Source organism: Acidovorax sp. FG60 (genome assembly GCF_057808995.1).
In genome coordinates this window covers 1-21,466 of record NZ_JBMDJC010000012.1, presented here as the reverse complement: position 1 = coordinate 21,466, position 21,466 = coordinate 1, and the positions used below count along the sequence as shown (strand labels likewise).

Annotated in this window: 17 protein-coding genes; 6 read left to right on the top strand and 11 right to left on the bottom strand. The window is 66.0% G+C overall.

Annotation, left to right across the window (positions count from 1 at the left end):
- Position 1 precedes the first annotated feature (1 nt).
- Positions 2–1,750, top strand: coding sequence for a hypothetical protein (locus ACODS0_RS18000; protein ID WP_488836219.1), 1,749 nt, complete (start codon positions 2–4; stop codon positions 1,748–1,750).
- A gap of 275 nt (positions 1,751–2,025) precedes the next feature.
- Here the strand turns inward: ACODS0_RS18000 and ACODS0_RS17995 are convergent, their stop codons facing one another.
- The 7 genes from ACODS0_RS17995 to ACODS0_RS17965 all read right to left on the bottom strand — a co-directional run bounded on the left by ACODS0_RS17995 (position 2,026) and on the right by ACODS0_RS17965 (position 10,654).
- On the bottom strand, positions 2,026–4,377 hold the full coding sequence (locus tag ACODS0_RS17995; protein WP_488836218.1) for a CHASE2 domain-containing protein: 2,352 nt from the start codon (positions 4,375–4,377) through the stop codon (positions 2,026–2,028).
- A 42-nt stretch (positions 4,378–4,419) separates the two neighbouring features.
- Positions 4,420–6,183 (bottom strand): FecR family protein, encoded by a 1,764-nt coding sequence (locus ACODS0_RS17990; protein ID WP_488836217.1) that lies wholly within the window; start codon positions 6,181–6,183, stop codon positions 4,420–4,422.
- Between the two features lie 80 nt (positions 6,184–6,263).
- The gene (locus ACODS0_RS17985) at positions 6,264–6,962 is read right to left on the bottom strand and encodes a response regulator transcription factor (RefSeq protein WP_010463363.1); all 699 of its coding nucleotides are present in this window, start codon (positions 6,960–6,962) and stop codon (positions 6,264–6,266) included.
- A gap of 97 nt (positions 6,963–7,059) precedes the next feature.
- Complete coding sequence (locus ACODS0_RS17980) at positions 7,060–8,124, bottom strand: formylglycine-generating enzyme family protein (RefSeq protein ID WP_488836216.1); 1,065 nt, start codon at positions 8,122–8,124, stop codon at positions 7,060–7,062.
- An 8-nt stretch (positions 8,125–8,132) separates the two neighbouring features.
- On the bottom strand, positions 8,133–8,396 hold the full coding sequence (locus ACODS0_RS17975; protein WP_055393485.1) for a hypothetical protein: 264 nt from the start codon (positions 8,394–8,396) through the stop codon (positions 8,133–8,135).
- A 249-nt stretch (positions 8,397–8,645) separates the two neighbouring features.
- Positions 8,646–9,950 carry a tryptophan--tRNA ligase gene (locus ACODS0_RS17970; protein ID WP_488836215.1) on the bottom strand — a complete coding sequence of 435 codons (1,305 nt, stop codon included), beginning with the start codon at positions 9,948–9,950 and terminating at the stop codon, positions 8,646–8,648.
- Positions 9,951–9,985: 35 nt separating this feature from the next.
- Positions 9,986–10,654: a site-2 protease family protein gene (locus ACODS0_RS17965; protein ID WP_055393480.1), complete on the bottom strand. Its 669-nt coding sequence runs from the start codon at positions 10,652–10,654 to the stop codon at positions 9,986–9,988.
- A 277-nt stretch (positions 10,655–10,931) separates the two neighbouring features.
- Between ACODS0_RS17965 and ACODS0_RS17960 the strand changes: the two genes are divergently transcribed.
- Positions 10,932–12,089, top strand: a complete 1,158-nt coding sequence (locus ACODS0_RS17960) for a methyl-accepting chemotaxis protein (RefSeq protein ID WP_488836214.1) — start codon at positions 10,932–10,934, stop codon at positions 12,087–12,089.
- A 146-nt stretch (positions 12,090–12,235) separates the two neighbouring features.
- Here ACODS0_RS17960 and ACODS0_RS17955 read toward each other — a convergent pair whose 3' ends face one another.
- Together ACODS0_RS17955 and ACODS0_RS17950 are read right to left on the bottom strand one after the other, a co-directional pair.
- Positions 12,236–12,871 (bottom strand): L-threonylcarbamoyladenylate synthase, encoded by a 636-nt coding sequence (locus tag ACODS0_RS17955; protein ID WP_121420991.1) that lies wholly within the window; start codon positions 12,869–12,871, stop codon positions 12,236–12,238.
- 18 nt (positions 12,872–12,889) lie between these two features.
- Positions 12,890–13,759, bottom strand: a complete 870-nt coding sequence (locus ACODS0_RS17950; protein WP_176888678.1) for a 3',5'-nucleoside bisphosphate phosphatase — start codon at positions 13,757–13,759, stop codon at positions 12,890–12,892.
- 276 nt (positions 13,760–14,035) lie between these two features.
- Here ACODS0_RS17950 and ACODS0_RS17945 point away from each other — a divergent pair, with 276 nt between their 5' ends.
- The gene (locus tag ACODS0_RS17945; protein WP_488836213.1) at positions 14,036–15,844 is read left to right on the top strand and encodes a methyl-accepting chemotaxis protein; all 1,809 of its coding nucleotides are present in this window, start codon (positions 14,036–14,038) and stop codon (positions 15,842–15,844) included.
- Positions 15,845–16,008: 164 nt separating this feature from the next.
- Entirely contained in the window at positions 16,009–16,233 is a 225-nt protein-coding gene (locus ACODS0_RS17940; RefSeq protein WP_488836212.1) for a tautomerase family protein, read from the top strand.
- Positions 16,234–16,580: 347 nt separating this feature from the next.
- On the opposite strand, the gene recJ is transcribed toward ACODS0_RS17940, so the two are convergent.
- On the bottom strand, positions 16,581–18,296 hold the full coding sequence (gene recJ, locus ACODS0_RS17935) for a single-stranded-DNA-specific exonuclease RecJ (RefSeq protein ID WP_488836211.1): 1,716 nt from the start codon (positions 18,294–18,296) through the stop codon (positions 16,581–16,583).
- The gene (locus ACODS0_RS17930; RefSeq protein ID WP_488836210.1) at positions 18,293–19,249 is read right to left on the bottom strand and encodes a phosphoglycerate mutase; all 957 of its coding nucleotides are present in this window, start codon (positions 19,247–19,249) and stop codon (positions 18,293–18,295) included. Before ACODS0_RS17930 ends, recJ begins: the two co-directional genes overlap by 4 nt.
- Positions 19,250–19,329: 80 nt before the next feature.
- Here ACODS0_RS17930 and ACODS0_RS17925 point away from each other — a divergent pair, with 80 nt between their 5' ends.
- Together ACODS0_RS17925 and lolD are read left to right on the top strand one after the other, a co-directional pair.
- The gene (locus tag ACODS0_RS17925; RefSeq protein ID WP_488836209.1) at positions 19,330–20,583 is read left to right on the top strand and encodes a lipoprotein-releasing ABC transporter permease subunit; all 1,254 of its coding nucleotides are present in this window, start codon (positions 19,330–19,332) and stop codon (positions 20,581–20,583) included.
- A complete protein-coding gene (lolD, locus tag ACODS0_RS17920; RefSeq protein ID WP_121422573.1) occupies positions 20,576–21,265 on the top strand; it encodes a lipoprotein-releasing ABC transporter ATP-binding protein LolD in 690 nt (229 codons plus the stop codon). The genes ACODS0_RS17925 and lolD overlap by 8 nt, the downstream gene beginning before the upstream one ends.
- The last annotated feature ends 201 nt before the right edge of the window (positions 21,266–21,466 follow it).

The window sequence follows — 21,466 nt, the reverse complement described above, 5'->3', positions numbered from 1 at the left end:
CATGAACACCGAATCAATCACGATCGTGTTGTCCGATAACACGGGTCTTCAGGCGACTGATGGAATAGCCTATGTGGCAGGCTGGATCAACGCAGCGCCGAGCGGGGCGTTTCAGTTTCAATTTCTCGGGAGCGGTGGAGCATTCGTCGCGGCGCCCTCGGTGCTGCCGATTGCCGTGCTCGCGATACAGGCCTGGCAGAGTACCGGTATCGACGTCAATCCATCCGCTACTCCGGTGACGATTGCGTATGTGGGCGGTGGTTGGAGTGCGGACCCCGACACGAATAGCGGACAGCTCTACGATGCGGCCGGTTGTCCTGATCTCAATGTTCCGACCGATCAGACGCAGTACCCCATTGTCGGTGTGCCGATGGGCGGACTCATCGGCAGGATTGGCAGTACAGGTTCACCGTTCTTCATTGGCAGGGGGCCGTATTTGATGCCATCGACCTTTCCCAGTGGCGAGCTCCAACTCTGCATCAACGATGATTTGACGGGTGCATATGGTCCTGGCTTGAAAGACAACAGCGGCAGCGTGAGTGTTGCGGTCTTCAACCAGGGGCTTGCTTTCCTTGAGATGTCCTCGGTTCCGAGCATTGCGCTTACGACGGCAACCAATGGCAACGAACGGCTGGTCTTCGCTGTCGCTCCGACTCAGCCGGCACCTTTGCCAATTTACGCAGCCTCACCACCGATAGCGACTCCACCGCCCGTTGCCCCCACGCAAGCGGTCCCGGCATTTGCCGTGATGCAGTATCCGCCGCCGCCCTACGGCAATCAGCCACAGCCTTCACCTCCCGGACCGTTCGATTTCTTCGAGTTCGGTTACAACGCAGCAGCCGATGTCAGCGCCGTGAATGGCTTTGGCCTCAACCTGTCGTTCAGCTCCGCAGGCGAGAGTTTCGGTGTGGACCCCCGCATCAGCCGCGCGACCATGGCAAGTGCGTACACGGACTTCATTGCCAAAGAGGGCGCGAGCGCAGCAGCCTATGGCGAACTGCTGACGGTCGGTGCGCTTGGCTCCAGCTACACGCCGCCCACGGTGAAGGGCGAGTTCTTCGCTATCTCTGATCCCAGCGACATGCTGATCGCGAAACAGGCGGCAGGGGTGCTCGACTCCGATTCCCTCGCAAGTTACTGGGACGCAACGCTGAACGCTTTCTTTGCGGTGAACAGTTACCTCAGCATTGATCTCAGTGGCGACGGCACGAATGTCTATACCGGGCAGTGCACGATGCAGAGCCTCAACACCGTCAGCACAGCGGCCTATACGCTCTCGAATGGCACGAACACCTACACGTTCTACCAACCGCCGCAGGGCCTTCAGAGTGCGCTCTATGTTTTCCAGCAGGCGTTCAGCCAGTACCAGGAGGGAGGATCCGGCGGCGATGCCGGGCTGCTGCAGATGAACATCTGGGAAGCGTTGTGCAGGGGCGTTGCGGTGGCGGGAGTTGCGACCCAGAGTCCCCCTAGCGGCTTCTCCACCACCGCCTGGAATGATTCGGCACAGTGGTACGGTGCAGGTTCAACCTGCAACTACTATGCCAAATTCCTTCATTGCGCGAATGCGCAGGGCGAGGATGCACGGATCGCAGGCAATGGCCCCCCCATCTTCCTCGGCGGGGCGGCGTATGGATTCAGCGCCGATGAAAATCCCAACGGGTCGTACAGCGGTCCCAATGTGCCCTCCAAGACACAGGGCAATGTGGCGCCGGGCTCGACCGTCGCGATCACGCTCGGCCCCTGGTAGGGAGATGGCAAGGCCGAACCCACCGCAAGGGGGGGGGCTTCGCACGGTCGCTGCCAATGAAAGTGGCCCGTGCCCGTCATTGCGAGTGCAGCGCCGTCTTGGTCTGGATCGGTGCGGCCTGTAGGTGGGGTGATTTTCTGTGCGAATTCATGCACGGGAGTGGTCGATTTATCGATTGATCTCGGATAAAAATTGGCTCTAGCGCTTTATGGTCATGAATTAATTGCTATAAAAATCGTAGCAATTCTGGGGTTTGCGAGTTTTGCCTCCTGGAGTCAGGCGCCCAGGGGCAATACCAGCCTGAACTCCGCTCCCCGTCCCACATCGCTGTCCACTTCCAGCGTTCCGCCGTGCCGGTGGATCACGGTGTGCACCAGGGCCAGCCCCAGGCCGACACCGCCGATGGCGGGGTGGCTGCGGTCGTGCAGTCGCTGGAACGGTGCGAACAGCTGGCCCTGCAGTTCCGGTGCGATGCCGGGGCCTTCGTCGCGCACTGACACGATCCAGTGGGCCCCCCGTTGCACGATGGAGCACTGCACCGTGCCTTCTTCGGGGCTGAACTTGACGGCGTTGTTCAGCACGTTGGCCAGCGCGCGGGACAGCAGGGCGCGGTCGCCCACGGTGGGGGCGGTTTCCGGCGCGGTGGCGATGGTTACCTCCACGCCCCGGTCGCGGGCCAAGGCCCAGATGTCGTCCACGGTTTCGGCCAGCACGGCCACCAGGTCCAGGGGCGCCATGCGGTATTCCTGCGACTCGGCGCTGGCGAGCTTGACGAAGTTTTCGGCCATGCCCAGCGACGCGCGTGCATAGCGCTCGATGCGCAGCATCAGCTCGTCATCCGGCATGCGGCCAGGGTAGGCTCGCTGCATCTCCAGCAGCGTGAGGATGGATGCATTGGGTGCACGGATGTCGTGCGAGATGAAGTTCATCGCCTGGTCGCGCTGCAGCTGGGCGCGGCGCATGTCTGTCAGGTCCACCAGGGTCAGCAGCCAGCCGGCCTTGGCCAAGTCGGTGAAGGGCTTGCACAGCACCAGCAGGTTGCGGCCTTGGGCATCGCGGCCTTCGCTCTGTTCGGGCATGTGGTGGTTGTGCAGTTTGTCCTGCGTGACCAGGGGCTGGCCGGTGCCGGTGTGCACCAGGTCGTGCAGCAGTTCGACCACGGACTGGCCCTGCAGCGGCACCTGGGGGTCTCCGCCCACGTGCCGGCGTGCCGCCATGTTGGTGAGCAGGATGCGCCCCTGCGGGTCGCAGACGATGGTGGGGGAGGGCAGCTGCTGCAGGCTTTCGCTTACGAAGTGGTGCAGGTCGCGCAACTGGCGCGATGCGCGTTCCACAGCATTGATGCGTTTTTCCAGAAAGTCACCGGAATCCCCGGGGCGGTGCAGCAGTCGCATCGACAGGCCGTCGCGTTGCAGGCGCTCCATCTCCAGTCGCAGGAAGTGTGCGGCTGCGCTCAGGCGCCGCCAGCTCCACAGCGGATAGGCCAGCACCAGCCCGGTCAGAGCCGCAGCGGGTGCGAACTGCAGGCCTATCCACGAAGGCAGGGCCACGCTGAGCAGCAGGGTGACCACGCCCAGCGCTGCGCTGGTGAGCAAGGCCACGAAGGGGCCCAGCAACAGCAGAGCCAGCAGCGCGCACACCACGGGCGCCAGGTTGAACAGGGTGTTGAGGGCGGTGGCGGCAGGCTCGATCCGCACGCCCGACAGGCGGCCGTCCAGCACCTGGGCCACCACCTCCACGCCGGGCATCAGCCGCGATTGCTCGCTCACGGGTGTGGCAAACATGTCGCCCAGGCCCGAGGCCGCAGCGCCCACGATCACGTACTTGCCGCGAAACGCATCTGCCGGCACCTGGCCGCGCAGCACATCGATGTAGGAGTACGTGGTGAAGTGGCCGGGGCCGCCGGCATAGGCAATCAGCGTGCGGTCAGCGCGTTGCCAGGGGCCACTGCCTGGAGGCTCTGTGGCTGCAGCGCCGCCGGCCACCGGTGCGGCGCGCGCTGCATTGCACTGGGGCGATTTGTGTGATGCGGATGTGGAAGCGGCCACGCATTGCAGCGCCATGCTGAAGTGCTGCCAGGACGCGGCGGCGGGTCCTTCCTGCAGGTAGAGGCTGCGCACCACGCCGTCGTTGTCGGGGGCCACATGCACATGGCCCAGGCCGGCTGCGGCGTCTGCAAATGCGGGCCAGGGCAGGTCGGCTATGTTGGCTGCCGGGCCATGACCGCGCCGCAGCACCGGAAGCACCACCCGCCCACTGCGCCGCATGGCGTCGGCCAGCAGCACATCGTCCTCGGGGTAGTCCAAGTCTTCTTCGTTGAACAGCACGTCCATGCCGATGGCGCGGGGCTGCTGTGCCGATACGCGCGCGATCAACTCTGCGTGTAGCGCCCGGCGCCAGGGCCAGCGGCCAATGGCCGCGATGCTAGGGTCGTCGATGGCAACGATGACGATGTCGGGGTGCGCGGGGCGCGAGAGCAGGCGCAGGCCAGCGTCCTGCACCAGGTGGTTCATCCGGCTCAGGCTGTCGGCGGTGCTGAGCCAGGCCACCAGCCCTAGCAAGGCGGCGGCCAGAAGGCTCCATTCCAGGCGCCGCTGCTGGCCCCGGGTGCGTCCGGCGGTCATCATGGGCTCAGAACCCTCGGGCCCAGGGCAAACGGCGTGCGCGGCTCAAGGGCGTGCCACGGGCTGGCCGTTCGAGGTGGAGACCGGCAGACCCGAACCCGTGCTGATGCCCGAGCCGACCCGGATCTGGCGCGGCGGCGAAAAGTCGCTCTGCAGCCCCGTGGGATCCAGCACCTGGATGCGCACGAGGTAGTCGCCTGCAGGCAGGTTGCTGGCGGTCCATGCAGGGGTGTCGAGCTGGGTGTCTAGCACGACCTTGTCAAACGCCAGGTCGTTGGCTGGGGCCAGTTGCAGGCGGAACCGCTGGCCAGGCTGCGCGGGCCAGTGCACCCGCACCGTGGTGTCGCCATCCTGCGCTTGCAATGACTGGGGCGACAGCGTGGCGGGGCGGTCTGCCACCGAGAAGGGCTGGGGCGGGGCAAACGGACCTTGGTCGGCCTGACTGCTCGGACTGTTTGGCAGCTGCAGCAGGCTGGCCGCACGCCAGAAATAGTTGCCTACCGGCAGCGTGTTCAGCGGCAGGCGGCATTCGGTGAGGCGTTGCTCGTCCAGCACGGGCTGGGTGAACTGCGCATCGCGGGCCACCTGCAGGCGGTACCAGGTCACACCGGGCACCTGCGTGCACCGCAGCTCGCCCGTTCCGCTGGCCAGCACCGCGCCGGGCGCAGGTTGCTGGTACAGCGGGGCCACGGGGCGCGTCTTGACCACAAAAGGCTGCACGGCCGGTACACCGGGGATGCCCGCGTCGTCCAGGGCGCGCACCGACAGGTAGTAGCGCCCGTCTTCCACGGCTTTCCAGCGCAGCTGGCCGTCGGCAAAACTGCCGTGGCGCAGCACCTGGGTGAAGTCGGCGTCCTGCGCCACCTGGGCCTGGTAGCGCGCGGCGCCCGGCAGTGGTGGCACGTTGATGGCCAGAATGCTCGCATCGCTGAGCATGGCAGGGACGCCCGATGTGTCGGGCGCCACCAGCAGCGGGCGGGGTGCGCCCACGCTGCCATCGGCCGCCACGGCCAGCCCTTGCCCCGGGGCCAGCATCGAGGCCGCTGCCGCAGACGGATTGGATGGGCCAGTGGTTTCTTGTTGGCGGGACTGTACGGCCACCGAGCCGCTGAGCACCGATGCGGTGGTCTGGCCCGATTCACCCATCGCCACGCCAAAGTGGGTGCCGCGCACACTGGTCACGGCCAGGGGCGTGCGCAGTTCAAAGCGGCGAAAAGCCTCGGCATTGGGTGGCACGCTGGATTCCACCGCACCGCTGCGCATCTCCAGCACCGACTGCAGGCTGCCCGCACGCCCCCGGCGGCGCAGCTGCCGCAGCAGCAGCTCGGACTGCGCCTGCACCCGCACCACCGTGCCATCGGCCAGCTTGACGGAGACAAAAGCATCCGGCCCCACCTGCAGCGCGGTACCCTCTTCAAGCTTGCCGCCCTGGGTGACGGGCGCCGGGGCGTCGCCCGCGCGGGCTTGCGCGGTGACCGTGCCGTGCACGAACTCCACCGTGGCCGACTCGGCGGGCTGCAGGCGCACCGGAATCCACACCACCGAACCCGGCACCAGGCGCCGGGGGTTGGTCACCTTGTTGCGGGCCTGCAGCAGAGGCCACTGTCGGGGCGCGGCCAGATAGGCCTTGGCCAGGCCTTCGAGCGTGTCCCCTTCCTGCACGGTGTGGGCAATTTCATCGCCCTGCGGCGTGGTGGCGGCTGGGGGAGCCGCCTGGACGCTGGTGCCCGCCAGGCTACCGAGGAAACCCAGGGTGAGTGCCGCGCTGGCGCGCAGGGCCCAGCGGGGGCGGCCGGTGTTCGTTGCCACGTGAAATCTCCTTCGTGCCGCTCGGTGCAGGCGGGCTGGCGATGGCGTCCTGTGAGGATGCCGCCGTTGATAGTTGGGGGTCAGGCCCTTCGCTGGGCCTCAACAGCTTCAAAACGGTAACCCACACCGTAGACCGCCGAGACGATGAAGCCGTTGGCGGGCCGCAGGTCCAGCAGGGTGCGCAGGCGCGAGATGTGGGTGTCCAGCGAGCGCGACATGACATCCGCCACCTGACCCCAGACGATGTCCTTGAGGTGGTCGCGCGACAACAGTCGGCCCATGTTCTGAAACAGAAACAGGGCGAGATCGTACTCGCGGTTCTTGAGCTCCACGGGCACGCCGTCAATTTCGATGGACCGGGTTTCGGACAGGAAGCGGTAGCGCCCGAATTCCACCACGCCCCCCACATTGGCTGGGTAGGCCCGCCGCAGCAGGGCCGAGACGCGGGCATTGAGCTCGCCAATGCGCACCGGCTTGACCATGAAGTCGTCGGCGCCACTGCCCAGGCCTTCGACGATGTCGCGCTCTTCCTGGCGGTGCGTGACGAACAGGATGGGCAACTGGGTGCCCACATTTTTGCGCACCCAGCGCACCACTTCGGGCCCTGTGGTGTCTGGCAGGTGCCAGTCCACGATCAACAGGTCAAAGGTCTCGCGGCGCATCTCGCGCAGCAAGTCGGCACCGTTGAGGTGGGTGTGGCAGACATGGCCCATTGCCTCCGTGGCCTGTTTGATCAGATCCAGCTGGAGCGCATCGTCGTCCAACGCGGCTATGCGCATGGTTTTCTCCCCTGTCGAAAATGCAATTGCGGATTATTCGCGACAACCGCTGTCTGCGCTGCAGCGCACCGGCCTAACGCCCGGCAGTTGACATTTGTTAACGCTCTGTCGTTCGCCGCGACCGGGGACGTGGCTGGGGAGAGATTTCGCGCACCAGCCGCATGCCGACCAGGGTGTACCGAGTTTGCGGGCTGTTCCAGTTGCGGTAGCCGCAGCGGGCATAAAACGACCAAGTGTGCCACGAGCCCCCACGGCGCACCCGCACGGTACCGTCTGCGGGGCCTTGCGGATCGCTGCGCGGGGAGTGCGCATAGTAGGTGTCCCCGTGCCAGTCCGACACCCACTCCCAGGCATTGCCCAACATGTCGTGCAGGCCAAAGGCATTGGGTGCATAGCTGCCCACCGGGGCGGTGAAAATATGGCCGTCGCTGCCCGCCAAGGCGTGCTGCTGCCAGCGGGGCCACAGCGGGGCGGCCTCCTGGTCGAAGGTGTTGGCGGTGTGCAGCAGGCCCTGGGGGGCGTCGCCGTGTGGGTAGCGGGTGCGGGTGCCAGCGCGGCATGCGTATTCCCATTCGGCCTCGGTGGGCAGGCGGTAGTGGTGGCCTTCGGTGCGGCTCAGCCATTGGGCCAATGCCTGGGCGTCGTTCCAGGTGACGTTCACGACGGGATGGTCTTGCCCCTGCGCAAAACCCGGGTTGCGCCACGAATAGCGAGGGTCGCGGCCCTCAAAGGCATCGCCGCGCTGGGTGGTGGCGGGGTCGTACTGCGCGTTGTAGCCGTAGCCGCCCGTGCCATCGGCTTCCGATTCGGGCTGGTAGCCCGAGGCCTCCAGAAAGCGCTGGAACTGCCCCACGGTGACCTCGTGCCGACCCAGGTAGAACGCCCGCCGGATGTGCACCGTGTGCGCGGGGCCTTCATCGGTCAACTCGGTAAAGCGCCTGGCCTCCAGCGACGGGTACGCGCGTGCCAGGGTATCGGGCGGCTCCACGCCTCCCATCGTGAAGCGGCCTGCCGGGACCTGCTGGAAGACCATGCCCAGGCTGTTGGTCCAGGTGGCGGGGGCGGTGTTTTGCGCAGGCCCCGCATGGGCGCAGGCGCAGACCAGCGCGGCTGTCAGGCCCACGCCATGCGCCCTGAGGGGGCGCCGCAGAAACCAGGCCATGTCGGGGATCAGGGTTGGCGGTCGGGGGCTTCGCTCACGCATTCAAAAATCAGGCGCGAGCCATCGTTGCGCAGCAGCTTGGGGAACAGCGCCAGCCGCTGGCATTCGCGCGTGGCCGCTGCATAGGCGGGCGACGTGTCGGTGCCGTACACGGGCACGCTGAAGGTGCGGTCACGGCCCGATGCCATGGGCCCCGAGGGGTGGTGGGGGCTGGTAGCGTTGCAGCCCGCCAGCACGGCGAGCACGGAGAGGGTGGCAACTGGCAGTTTCATGGGAGTCTCCAAGAACAGAACGGACAGTTTACGCACAAGGCCCACGCCGACAGCGTAGGCGCATTGCGCACACTCCACCATCTTCTGTCGCAGCCAGGCGGGTATTCTGCGGATTCTCCCTGGAGATGAATATTTGAATGATTTTGGCCGCTAGCGCTTATTGGTAAAGCGCGAGCAGCTATCAAAAAGTGACCGCTTCCCCCAGCGCATTCCGACCTCGGATCCCGCGTTGGACAGGGACAGAGCGGTTTACGCGGCGGCTGCAGCCTCTGCCAGCGCCTGCAGCGCGGCTGCCACATCGTCGGCGCTCACGCCCTCCACCGGTGCCAGGCGCTGTGCCAGTGTCTGAAGTGCGTCCGGGTCTTTTTGCAACTGGGCAATGGCCTGGCCTGCTTCCTTGGGCGCGTCAAAACCGGTGCTTTGCAGCAGCAGGCGGCCATCGGCATCCACCAGCTTGAAGTAGAACTTGCCGTCGGCTTCGCGGTATTGCTTGAACGAAGGCAGCGCTGTCTTCGCGGCCTTGGCGGGCTTGGGCGCCGCAGTGGCCTGGGCCAGACTGCGCAGGCCCACAGCGGCGCGCAGCTCGCGGATGAACGGCGTGGCCAGCGCACGGGCGCGTTCGGCACCGGCCAGCAGAGTCTGCTCGATGCGGGCGGGGTTGTGGATGAGTTCTTCGTACTGCGCACGCATGGGGGCGATCACCTGGTCCACACGTTCGAACAGGGTGTTCTTGGCATCACCCCAGGCGATGCCGTCGGCGTAGGCCTGGCGCAGGGCGGCGGTTTCGTCGGGCGTGGCAAACGCCTGGTAGATCTGGAACAGCGCCGATCCCTCGGTGTCCTTGGGCTCGCCGGGTGCGCGCGAATCGGTCAGGATTCCACCGATCAGCTTCTTGAGCTGTTCGCGCGAACTGAACAGCGGGATGGTGTTGTCGTAGCTCTTGCTCATCTTGCGCCCGTCCAGGCCGGGCAGCGTGGCCACATGGTCGTCAATGGCGGCCTCGGGCAGCACAAAGTGTTCGCCATACAGGTGGTTGAAGCTCGCAGCCATGTCACGCGCCATTTCGATGTGCTGGATCTGGTCGCGGCCCACGGGCACCTTGTGCGCCTTGAACATCAGGATGTCGGCGCCCATCAGCACGGGGTACATGAACAGGCCGGCCTTCACGCCGTCGTCGGCATCGCGGTCGGCGGCAGTGTTCTTGTCCACGCTGGCCTTGTAGGCGTGGGCGCGGTTGAGCACGCCCTTGCCCGTCACGCAGGTCAGCAGCCAGGTCAGTTCGGGGATCTCGGGGATGTCGGACTGGCGGTAGAACGTGACCTTCTCGGGGTTCAGCCCTGCGGCCAGCCAGCTGGCGGCGATCTCCAGCGTGGAGCGCTGGATGCGCACCGGGTCTTCGCACTTGATGAGCGCGTGGTAGTCGGCCAGAAAGTAAAAGCTCTGCACGCCGGGCGTGAGGCTGGCGGCCACCGAGGGGCGGATGGAGCCCACGAAGTTGCCCAGGTGGGGTGTGCCCGTGGTGGTAATGCCGGTGAGAAAACGCGTGATGCTCATGGGAAGGATGTCAGCAAGAAACGGGGGGAGAAAAATTAACGCAACAGTGCTGTGAGCGGGGTGAGCAGAAACTGGATGACGCCGTAGCCCAGCGACATCAGCGGGCGTAGCCACAGCGTGCCCACCACCCCAGCGATCACCAGGCCCATCACAATGAAAAAGCCCCAGGGCTCGATGCGAGAGACCATGTGCGCCTGTTTCCAGGGCAGCAGGCCCACCAGGATGCGCCCGCCATCCAGCGGCGGCAGCGGAAACAGGTTGAACGCCCACATCACGAGGTTGACCAGCACGCCAGCACGGGCCATCTCGATGAAAAAGCGCTCCTCCACGCCAGAGCCCACCAGTGCCACCAGCAGCACGGCCCAGCCAATGGCCTGGATGAAGTTGGACGCCGGGCCCGCCAGCGCCACCCAGACCATGTGTTTCTTGGGATTGCGCAGGTTGCCGAAATTGACCGGCACCGGCTTGGCATAGCCAAACAGGAAGGCTCCCGAGGTCGCAAAGTACAGCAGCAGCGGCATCAGGATGGTGCCCACCGGGTCGATGTGTTTGATCGGGTTGAGGGTGATCCGGCCCATCATGTACGCGGTGTTGTCGCCAAAGTGGCGCGCGGCGTAGCCGTGGGCTGCCTCGTGCACGGTGATGGCAAACAACACCGGCAAGGCGTAGATCAGAACGGTTTGGATGAGATTGGAGATGTCCACCCAGCGATTGTCTCAGACGCCCGTCACCCCAGCCGTTGCCGGGGTGACCCGCGCGGCACACATGGAGCGCCGATGGCGGCAGGACTGACTAAACCAAGACCGGGGCAAGCGGCTCCCCCCAGGCAAGGCGGTAGTTGCATCCCGATTCGCGCAAGTTCTATGTGGGATGTACGTATGCCGATGGCACCCGCAGCGCCGTGATCATTGCTAGCATCTGACAGTTGCCCCCGGGGCGACCCAAAAAACCAAAACAACAGCCCTGGAGAGGCACAACATCATGTGGAACAACCTGAAAATTGGAACGCGCCTGGCCCTGGCGTTTGGCGGTATGGCACTGCTGGTGCTGCTGTTGATGGTCATGGCGCTGGCTGGCATCGGCGGGGCCGAGCAGGCACTGCAGGGCGCGCCTGTGACGGCGCCCCAGGCCCAGGCAGCACAGGCGCACCTGCAAGGCGCCCGGGCATGGATCATCGGCTGCAGCTGTGTGGCGTTTGTGCTGGCGTTGCTGGCTGTGTTCAGCCTGCGCATGAGCATCGTGGCTCCGCTCAATCAGGCCATCCTGATTGCAGAAACCGTGGCCTCGGGCGACCTGAGCCAGGAGTTCAGCTCCGATCTGCAGGGCGACTTTGGCCGGCTCCTGAACGCCCTGGGCACCATGGAGGACACGCTGACCGACCTGGTGTCGCGCATCAAGCAGGACGCCGATGCCATCAGCGCCTCTGCCGCAGACATCGACCATGGCAACACCGACCTTTCCCGCCATGCGGAAGACCAGGTCTCTTCACTCACCGAAACTGCTGCCAGCATGGAGCAGCTGACCGCCACCGTGCGCCAGAACGCCGAGCGCGCCCATTCCGCCAGCGACCTCGCGGTGAAGGCCTCGGGCATTGCAGAGCAGGGGGGCGCGGTGGTGGGCGATGTGGTGTTGACCATGCAGGCCATCAGTGGCAGCTCGCGCAAGATTGTGGACATCATTCAGGTCATCGAAGGCATTGCATTCCAGACCAACATCCTGGCGCTCAACGCGGCGGTGGAAGCCGCCCGTGCGGGCGAGCAGGGCCGTGGCTTTGCCGTGGTGGCCAGCGAGGTGCGCAATCTGGCCCAGCGCAGCGCCGTGGCCGCCCGCGAGATCAAGGCGCTGATCAGCGCGTCGGTCGAGCAGGTGGAAAACGGTGCTGGCCAGGTGGGCAAGGCGGGCAAGACCATGCAGGAGATCGTGGCGGCCGTCGGGCAGGTCAGCGCACTGCTCGGCGAAATCTCCCACGCCCTGCGCGAGCAGAGCGATGCCATCAGCCATGTGAACGGCGCCGTGTCGCACATGGACGGCACCACCCAGGAAACGGCTGCGCTGGTTCAGAACGCGGTTTCCACCGCCACCTCGCTCACAGCCCAGGCGCGCGATCTGGAGCAGGCTGTGGGTGCGTTTAAGTTATAGCCCCCTGAGCGGCTGCGCCGCTTCCCCCTCAGGGGGACGCCACCGGTGGCCTGGCAAAGCCAGTTCCACGGTGGCGCTGGGATGGGGCCGCGCCAGTTGTGGAGGCCCCGGGCAAGCGCTATGGCAGTCGAGGTGAGGAGCTGCGGCTACAACCCCAGCGCCTGCAGGCTGCCCCGGCCTTCGCGCACCACTTCGGGCTCGCCACCGCTGCCCATGGGCGTCAGGTCCACCACGGTGGTGGGCTCCAGCGGGCAGGCGCCTGCGTCCACGATGGCGTCCACCAGCTTTTCGTAGCGTTCGCGGATTTCCTGCGGGTCGTTCAGGGGCTCGGTCTCTCCGGCCGGGATCAGCGTGGTGGCCAGCAGCGGGGCGCCGTGCAGCTCCAGCAGCAGCTGCAGGCCCTTACGGTCGGGCACGCGCAGACCGATGGTCTTGCGCGAAGGGTGGCTCACGCGGCGCGGCACTTCCTTGGTCGCTTCGAGGATAAAGGTGTAGGGCCCGGGCGTGCCCAACTTGAGCAGGCGGTACTGGCGGTTGTCCACGCGGGCATAGTTGGCCAGTTCCGACAGGTCACGGCATAACAGGGTGAGGTGGTGCTTGTCGTCCACTTGGCGGATGCGCCGCATGCGATCGACGGCATCCTTGTCGTCCAGGTGGCAGACCAGCGCATAGCTGGAATCGGTGGGCACTGCCAGAATGCCGCCCTTTTGCAGCAGCATGGCGCCCTGCTTGAGCAGGCGCGGCTGGGGGTTGTCGGGGTGGACTTCGAAATACTGGGCCATGAAATGGTGCGTCTCGTCTCAAACGGCAGCGGGGTGCCGGATGCGTTCAGCCAGCAGTTCCCAGACCGGGGTGAGCTGGCCGGGTAGCAGCGGCAAGGTCCCCAGGTCGGTGTGGGACTCGTCCGGGCTGTGGAAGTCGCTGCCGCGCGAGGCGGCCAGCCCAAACTCCTTCGCCATCGCGGCGTAGGTGACATATTCGGCTGCGCTGTGGCTTCCGGTGACGACTTCCACCCCGCGCCCGCCGTGGGCCTTGAATTCGGAAAACAGCGCAAATTCTTCATTCGCACTGAACTTGTAGCGCGCCGGGTGGGCAATGATGGCCATGCCGCCTGCCTCGGTGATCCAGCGCACGGCGTTGCCCAGCGACGCCCAACGGTGCGGCACATAACCAGGCTTGCCTTCGATGAGGTATTTGCGAAATACCTCGGAGGTGTCCTTGCAGACCCCGGTCTCCACCAGAAAGCGGGCGAAATGGGTGCGTGAAATCAATGCCGGGTTGCCTACGAACTGCAGCGCGCCCTCGTAAGCGCCCGGAATACCCGCCTGGGCCAGTTGTTCGGCCATGTCCTTGGCGCGTTCGCCGCGCCCACCGCGTGTAGCGGCCAGGCCCTCGGCCAGTCGGGTGTCGTGGGGGTCGAAACCCAGGCCGACGATGTGGACGGTGGTGTCGGCAAAGGTGACCGAGATTTCGACGCCCGTGAGGTAGGCCATGCCCTGCGCATGGGCAGCGGCGGCGGCGCGGTGCTGGCCGCCGATTTCGTCATGGTCGGTGAGTGCCCACAGCTCGACACCGTTGGCTTTCGCGCGGGCGGCCAGATCCTCCGGGGTCAGGGTTCCGTCGGATACCACGGAATGGCAATGCAGGTCGGCGTTCAGTATGGATGTCACCGTGCCATTTTAGGGCTTGTACCGATATCGCGCGCCACCGCCCAACCCCTGTGCCGTCGTGGACGGGTTCTCCGGAGTCTTGCCAGGTGCCGCTGACCCCCGGGTGGGCCGTCCTGTCACCTTCAGCACCCTGGGTGCGGGTTTTTCCCGGGAAAAAGAGGGCAGGGCAGTGCCTGGGCTGGCGTAGGCTTGTGGCCTGCTGTTGACGCAATCGGATGTTGCGTGCCGCGCGTTGGCCGCACACTTACATTTCCAGGTCCACGAGGAAAAAGAACCATGCAAATCGACAATATCCGCGTTTCGCGCAAGCTGTGGGGAGCATTCATCCTGCTGATGCTGGCCATGCTGTTGATCTCCGGCTTCCAGCAGTACCGGGCCAACAGCTCCATGTCGGCTGCGATGGACCAGGTGGTCGAAATCGAAGAGCGCATCTCGGCGGCCATACGCTGGCGGGGGGCCACAGAAACCGCCGTCAATATGGTGATGGGCGGTGCCGTCACCACCGACGCGGTGCTGGCCCAGCAGTACGACGCAAAGGTCAAGGAAATCATTGGCGGCATCAACAAGATTCAAGAGGGGATCGTGGCCGGTGCCACGGCGCCCGAGGAAAAGGCGGCGCTCGACAAGGTGCTGGCCGAACGCAAGCTGGTGCTGGCCGCCACCGCCAAGACCTGGGAGCTCAAGGGCGCGGGCGATGGCGTGGCCACCCAGCAGTTTGCCGACAATGAACTCACCCCCATGGTGGCGCGCTACCTCAAGGCGCAGGATGATTTTGTTGCTGTCCTGCAAAAGCGCCGCGAGGAGATCCGGGCCGAGACGACACAGCGGCGCGTTGCCTACGCCATCCAGGGCCTGGTGGTGTCGGCCGTGCTGGTTGTGGTGGTGCTGCTGCTGGCCTGGAAGCTGGTGCGCTCCATCACCGTGCCATTGGACGAGGCGGTGGAAACCATCGACGCCATCGCCGCTGGCGACCTCACGCGCGAGCTGCAATCCACCCGCAAGGACGAGTTCGGCCACATGCTGAGGTCCCTGTCGGCCATGTCCACCCGCTTGCGGGGGGTGGTGAGCGAGGTGCGGGTGGGTGTGGATTCCGTCTCATCGGCCTCGATCCAGATCGCCAACGGCAACCACGACCTGTCGGCCCGCACCGAGCAGACCGCCTCGAACCTGGAAGAAACCGCTGCCAGCATGGAAGAACTTACGGCCACGGTGAGCCAGTCGGCCGACACCGCGCGCCAGGCCAACCAGCTCGCGGGCACGGCGGCCCAGGCGGCTGCGCGCGGCGGCGAAGTGGTGGGCCAGGTGGTCACCAGCATGCAGCAGATCACCGACAGCAGCCGCAAGATCAGCGACATCATCGGCGTGATCGACGGTATTGCCTTCCAGACCAACATCCTGGCGCTCAACGCCGCTGTGGAAGCCGCCCGCGCGGGCGAGCAGGGCCGGGGCTTTGCGGTGGTGGCCAGCGAAGTGCGCAGCCTGGCTGGGCGCAGCGCCGAGGCCGCCAAGGAGATCAAGAACCTGATCAGTGCCTCGGTGGAAAACGTCGAGTCGGGCTCTGCCCAGGTGGCCCAGGCGGGCCAGACCATGGGCGAGATCGTGGCCAGCGTGCAGCGCGTGAGCGACCTGATTGGAGAAATCACGGCATCTTCCTCCGAGCAGCGCGACGGAATTGCCCAGGTCAACCAGGCCGTGACGCACCTCGACCAGATGACGCAACAGAACGCGGCGCTGGTGGAGGAGTCCACCGCCGCCGCAGCCTCGATGCGCGACCAGGCCCAGCGCCTGGCCGAGGTGGTGGCGGTGTTCAATGTGGGCGCGATGGCGGTTCGCGCACCGGCAGCGCCCCGCCCGGCTCCGTCTGCGGCGCCCCGGCCAGCGCCAGCGGCCAGAACCGCCCTCGGCAACCAACCCGCAGCACCCAAGGCAACCAAGCCGACCAAGGCACCCGCCGCCGCTCGCTTGGCACCACCGGCCCCCGCCGCTGCACGCCCCGCTGCCGCCCCTGGCCCATCGGCCGCGCCCGCTGCACCTGCGCCCCGGGCTGCAGCCAAAGGCGGGGATGACGACTGGGAAAGCTTCTAAAGGCCGCTGGGTGTGGTGGATTTTGCTATTTAAATGCTAGCTGTTTGCGCTTTTCTATCAAGCGCTGGCGGCCAAAAAGGCCCTTAAGTTTTTGCTCCGCACCCCAGAGGCAGCCCCGGCTGCCTTTGTCTTTGTTTTTTTGCGATGGACGAAAGGATCTGCCCATGCCCCTGGTCAACATCCGCCTCGCGCGGCGCGAACTGCCCACCACCGCGGCCCAAAAGGCAGCCCTGATCGCCGGTGTCACCCAACTCATGCAGCAGGTGCTGGACAAGCGCCCTGACAGTGTCACCGTCATCATCGACGAGGTGGACCCTGAGAACTGGGGCCAGGGCGGCGAGCCGGTGACGGTGATCCGCCAGCGCAGCAAGGGCCCTGTACAGGCCTGAGCGGGGTGGGGCCTTGCCCTAGGGATGACCTGCACAACTCCCTGCGGTCTGTGATAGCGCGGTCTCGGGTGGTCCACTGCGTTGCTTTTCTTGCCAATAGCGCGGCTATTGGCTGCAAAAAGATGCCTTGTGCCCCATCCCGATCCGCACTACCACCGCCTCGCGAGGGTTATGCAGGTCATCCCTAGGAGTCTGTCGGACTTGGAAATCGTCGGCTGCAAATTGACCTCAGCGGTCCATTTTCCACCGTCTTTTTGCCCCATAGCTCGCTATGGGGCTGCAAATCCGGCAAACACTGTCCTCGCTGGGGCCAATTTTCGCTTCGACGCTCCAAGTCCGACAGACTCCTAGATCTGAGCCCCTTCGACCAAGAACTGCACCTTCCGCTCGCCTTTCCACTCGTTCACATCGAGCCGAAAGGCCAGCAGCACGCGCGCAGGCAGCTGCTCGGTGTGGCCGAACCAGATGGCGTCCACGGGGTTGCCCTGGTGCATGAGCTTGATCGACAGGTGATTTTTGGATTCGCCCACCAGGCGCTGGCTCACGATCTGCACTTCTTCGCTGAATGTGGGGGGCGCAAAGCCCTGGCCCCACACCTCGTGGTGCAGGGTGTCCACCATGTCGGCGCGGCAGTATTCGGGCGATAGAGGTCCGTCGGTCTCGATGCGGCGCGTGAGGGTGGCGGCGTCCAGCCATTCCTGGGCGACCTGGGCCAGCGCCTGCTCGAAGGTATCGAACGAGTCTGCGTCCACCGTGCAGCCCGCCGCCATGGCGTGGCCGCCAAATTTCAGCAGCACGCCCGGGTGGCGCTTGGCCACCAGGTCGAGCGCATCGCGCAGGTGAAAGCCGGGGATGGAGCGGCCGGAGCCCTTGAGTTCGTGGCCTTTGCCCGGTGCGCTGCTGGCCGCGAACACAAAGGTGGGGCGGTGCAGTTTGTCCTTGATGCGGCTGGCCACGATGCCCACCACGCCTTCGTGAAAGTCCGGGTCGAACACGCTGATGGCCGGGGGCGGTTCTTCGTCTTCCTGGAACAGGCTTTCGGCCATCAGCATGGCCTGGTCGCGCATGCCGCCTTCGATCTCGCGGCGCTCGCGGTTGATGCCGTCGAGCGTGCCCGCCAGCTCGGCGGCGCGGCCTGCGTCGTCGGTGAGCAGGCATTCGATGCCCAGCGTCATGTCGGCCAGGCGCCCTGCGGCGTTGATGCGCGGTCCTAAGGCGAAGCCAAAGTCGAAGGTGGTGGCCACGGGCGCCTTGCGGCCGGCAGCGGTGAACAGCGCGGCTACCCCGGCGGGCATCTGGCCTGCGCGGATGCGCTTCAGGCCCTGGGCGACCAGGCGGCGGTTGTTGGCGTCGAGCTTGACCACGTCGGCTACCGTGCCCAGCGCCACCAGGGTGAGCAGCGGGTCGAGCTTGGGTTGGGTGGTCGCGTCAAAAATGCCGCGCGCCCGCAGCTCGGCGCGCAGGGCCAGCAGCACGTAGAACATCACGCCCACACCGGCCATGGATTTGCTCTCGAAGGTGCAGCCGGGCTGATTGGGGTTGACGATGGCGTCGGCCGCGGGCAGCTCGGGGCCGGGTAGGTGGTGGTCGGTGACGACGACCGTGAGGCCCAGCGCCCTGGCCTCGGCCACGCCGTCCACGCTGGCGATGCCGTTGTCCACGGTGATGAGTACGTCGGCGCCGCGCTCGGCCACGCGGCGGGCGATGGATGCGGTGAGGCCATAACCGTCCGTCACGCGGTCGGGCACGAGGTAATCCACCTGTTGAGCGCCCAGCAGCCGCAGCCCGCGCACGCCCACGGCGCAGGCGGTGGCGCCGTCGCAGTCGTAGTCGGCCACGATGACGAGGCGCTTGTTCTGCGCCATGGCGTCGGCCAGCAGGCGCGCGGCGGTGTCAATGCCTTTGAGGCCCGCGGGGGGCAACAACCTGCCCAGGCCGTCGTCCAGCTCGTCCTTGGCACGCACACCGCGCGCGGCATACAGGCGCGCCAGCAGCGGATGCACACCGGCCTGTTCCAGCGCCCAGGCGGCACGGGGGGGAATGTCTCTTGCTACTATTTTCATAGCTTATCGCGCATGTCTGTAAAGCGCTGGGGCCTGAAAAGGCTTTGAAAACGCTGGGCCAGGGTGCGGGGGGCGGTGTGGAAGGCCAGCGTGTTGCGCTCGCCGCACAGGGTCAGTTGCACCGGCTCGCCGCCTTCGGACTTGCGCAGCAGATCGGCCACCGGACCTGCGTCCAATGCGGTCCACGCGGCGGCCCAGGCGCGCCAGTCCTCGTTCAGTGCCGCATCGCGCAAGGTGGTGGGCACCGTCGGCGTGGGGAGGGCAGACGGGGCAGGGGTGGGTATTGGGCCGGTGCCATGCACCCAGAACGAGTTGATCACCGGCAGCCCGCGCTCCGAGCGCTCGTCGTTGAAGGCGTGGGTGTAGAGCAGCATCTGCATCTCGCTGTGCAAACGGTGCAGGGTCCGGGCCGCCTTTGCGTCCGGCATCCAGGCGCGCACGTCGCGCTGCAGCACGCGCTCCAGCGAGGCGGTGGCCAGGTCGGCAAACAGGGGGCTGGTGGCCAGCCAGCGTGTGGGCTGGTCGTAGTGCAGGGTGATGCCGTCTTCGGCAAACCAGGGTGAGACGATGGCCAGCAGCGCGCGCGATGCGGCGTCATCCAGCGCGAGGTGCTCGGGGTTGCGCAGCGTGACGTGGTCGGTGCTGACCTGCCACTGGCAGGGCGTGACAAACGCCCAGGCGTCACCTTCGGGTGACGGGCCTTGCTGGTGGCGGTGCCACGCGGCCCACGGGATGCGCCCGTCCTGCGCTGGCAGTCCCAGCGCGCGCGCCAGGGCGCGTTCGTGGGGGGCGGAGAAGCTGGTCTCCTCGCCGCTGTCACTGTGGGTGGGATGGGGGCTGAGCCGGGCCAGAAGCCGGTCCAGGTGGGGCAGGGCCAGGCCCTGCAGGGCTTGCTGGCATCCGGTGGCTGCGCTGGCGGCGTAGGGAATGAGCAAATGGTTGGTGTCCGACATGGGCCTATTGTCCGGGATGCCACAATCTGGCCGGCCTGTGGCGTGCATTCCGCACTCTGCAGTGCCTTCTTTCCTTATCCATGCAAATCCCCTACGAACTGGCCCTGGGCTGGCGCTACACGCGCGCGGGCCGCGCCACGCGGCGCAATGGCTTTATCTCGTTCATCTCGGGCGTGTCCATGCTGGGCATTGCGCTCGGGGTGGCGGCGCTCATCATTGTGTTGTCGGTGATGAACGGCTTTCAGAAAGAGGTGCGCGACCGCATGCTGAGCGTGGTCTCGCACATCGAGATTTTTGCGCCCCAGGGCGCTGCCTTGCCCGACCCGGCGCGCACGCTGGCCGAGGCGAAGCAAAACCCCAACGTGGTGGGCGCAGCACCGTTCGTGGCCGCGCAGGCGCTGCTGGCGCGCGGCGAGGACATGAAGGGTGCGCTGGTGCGCGGCATCGACCCGGCGCTGGAAGGCGCCGTGACGGACCTGGCCGCCACCAACGAAAAGACACTGAATCTGCTGGTGCCCGGCGAATTCCGCGCTGTGCTGGGGGGCGAGCTGGCCCGCATGCTGGGCGTGCGCGCTGGTGATGTGGTCACCCTGATCGCGCCCGCAGGGCAGGTCACCCCGGCGGGCGTGGTGCCGCGCCTCAAGCAGATGACCGTGGCGGGCACGTTTGATTCGGGCCACTACGAATACGACTCGGCCCTGGTGCTGCTGCACCACGAGGATGCGCAGCGCATCTTTCGCCTGGAAGGCCCCACGGGCGTGCGCCTGAAGCTCAAGGACCTGCACCAGGCGCGCGAGGTGGCCCAGCAACTGGCGGGCAGTCTGAGCGGCCAGTTGCTCATCCGCGACTGGACGCAGCAGAACCGCACCTGGTTTGCGGCCGTGCAGCTCGAAAAACGCATGATGTTCATCATCCTCACCCTCATCGTGGCGGTGGCGGCGTTCAACCTCGTATCGACCCTGGTGATGACGGTGACCGACAAGCGCGCCGACATCGCCATCCTGCGCACCCTGGGCGCCAGCCCCAAGAGCATCATGGGCATCTTTGTGGTGCAGGGCGCCATGGTCGGCGTGATCGGCACGGCCGTGGGCCTGCTGCTGGGCCTGGGCATCGCGTTCAACATCGATGTGATCGTGCCCGCCATCGAGAAGGCGCTCAACGCGAGCTTCTTGCCCAAGGACATCTACCTCATCAGCAAGATGCCGAGTGAACCCCAAAGCAGCGACATCATGCCCATCGGCATCATCTCGCTGGTGTTGGCTTTTGTGGCCACCCTGTACCCCAGCTGGCGCGCCAGCCGTGTGAACCCCGCCGAGGCGCTGCGCTATGAGTGATCAGAAAGTTGGAGTGGTGGTCTTGGAGGCCAAGGGCCTCACCAAGCGATTCACCGAAGGCCGCCTTGATGTGACGGTGCTCAAGGGCGTGGATCTTCAGATCCGCGCGGGCGAAACGCTGGCCATCGTCGGCGCATCGGGCTCGGGCAAGAGCACGCTGCTGCATTTGCTGGGCGGGCTGGATGCGCCCACGGCAGGCACCGTGCGCCTCAAGGGCGAAGAGATGTCTTCGCTGTCAGCAGAGCGCCAGGGCCAGCTGCGCAACCAGCACCTGGGTTTTATCTACCAGTTCCACCACCTGCTGCCCGAGTTCAGCGCGCTGGACAACGTGGCCATGCCGCTGCGCATCCGCCGCCTGCCGCTGGCGCAGTGCCATGCCGAGGCTGAGCGGGTGCTCACCTCCGTCGGTTTGAAAGAGCGTCTGATGCATCGACCCGCCGAGCTATCGGGCGGCGAGCGCCAGCGTGTGGCGATTGCGCGTGCCTTGGTGACGCGGCCCGCGTGTGTGCTGGCGGATGAGCCCACGGGCAACCTGGATCGCAGCACCGCCGACGGCGTGTTTGACCTGATGCTGCAGCTGGCGCGCGACCAAGGCACGGCGTTTGTGATGGTGACGCACGATGAGTCGCTGGCGGCGCGGTGTGATCGCGTCTTGCGGCTGGTGTCTGGGGTTCTGGGGTGATTTTGGAGCCTGGCGCTTGTCTAGAGAGCGCGGGGTGCTATTGTTTTTGTAGTCTTGTGGTGCCCTCCTGTCCGTTCGGGCTGAGCTTGTCGAAGCTTGTTCTTGCTGGTTGGGACAGCATGCTTGGGTTGAGTGCGGAGGCCGGTAGTCGCCCGGCATGCGAGTAACTTTCTTTTGCTTCGCCAAAAGAAAGTCACCAAA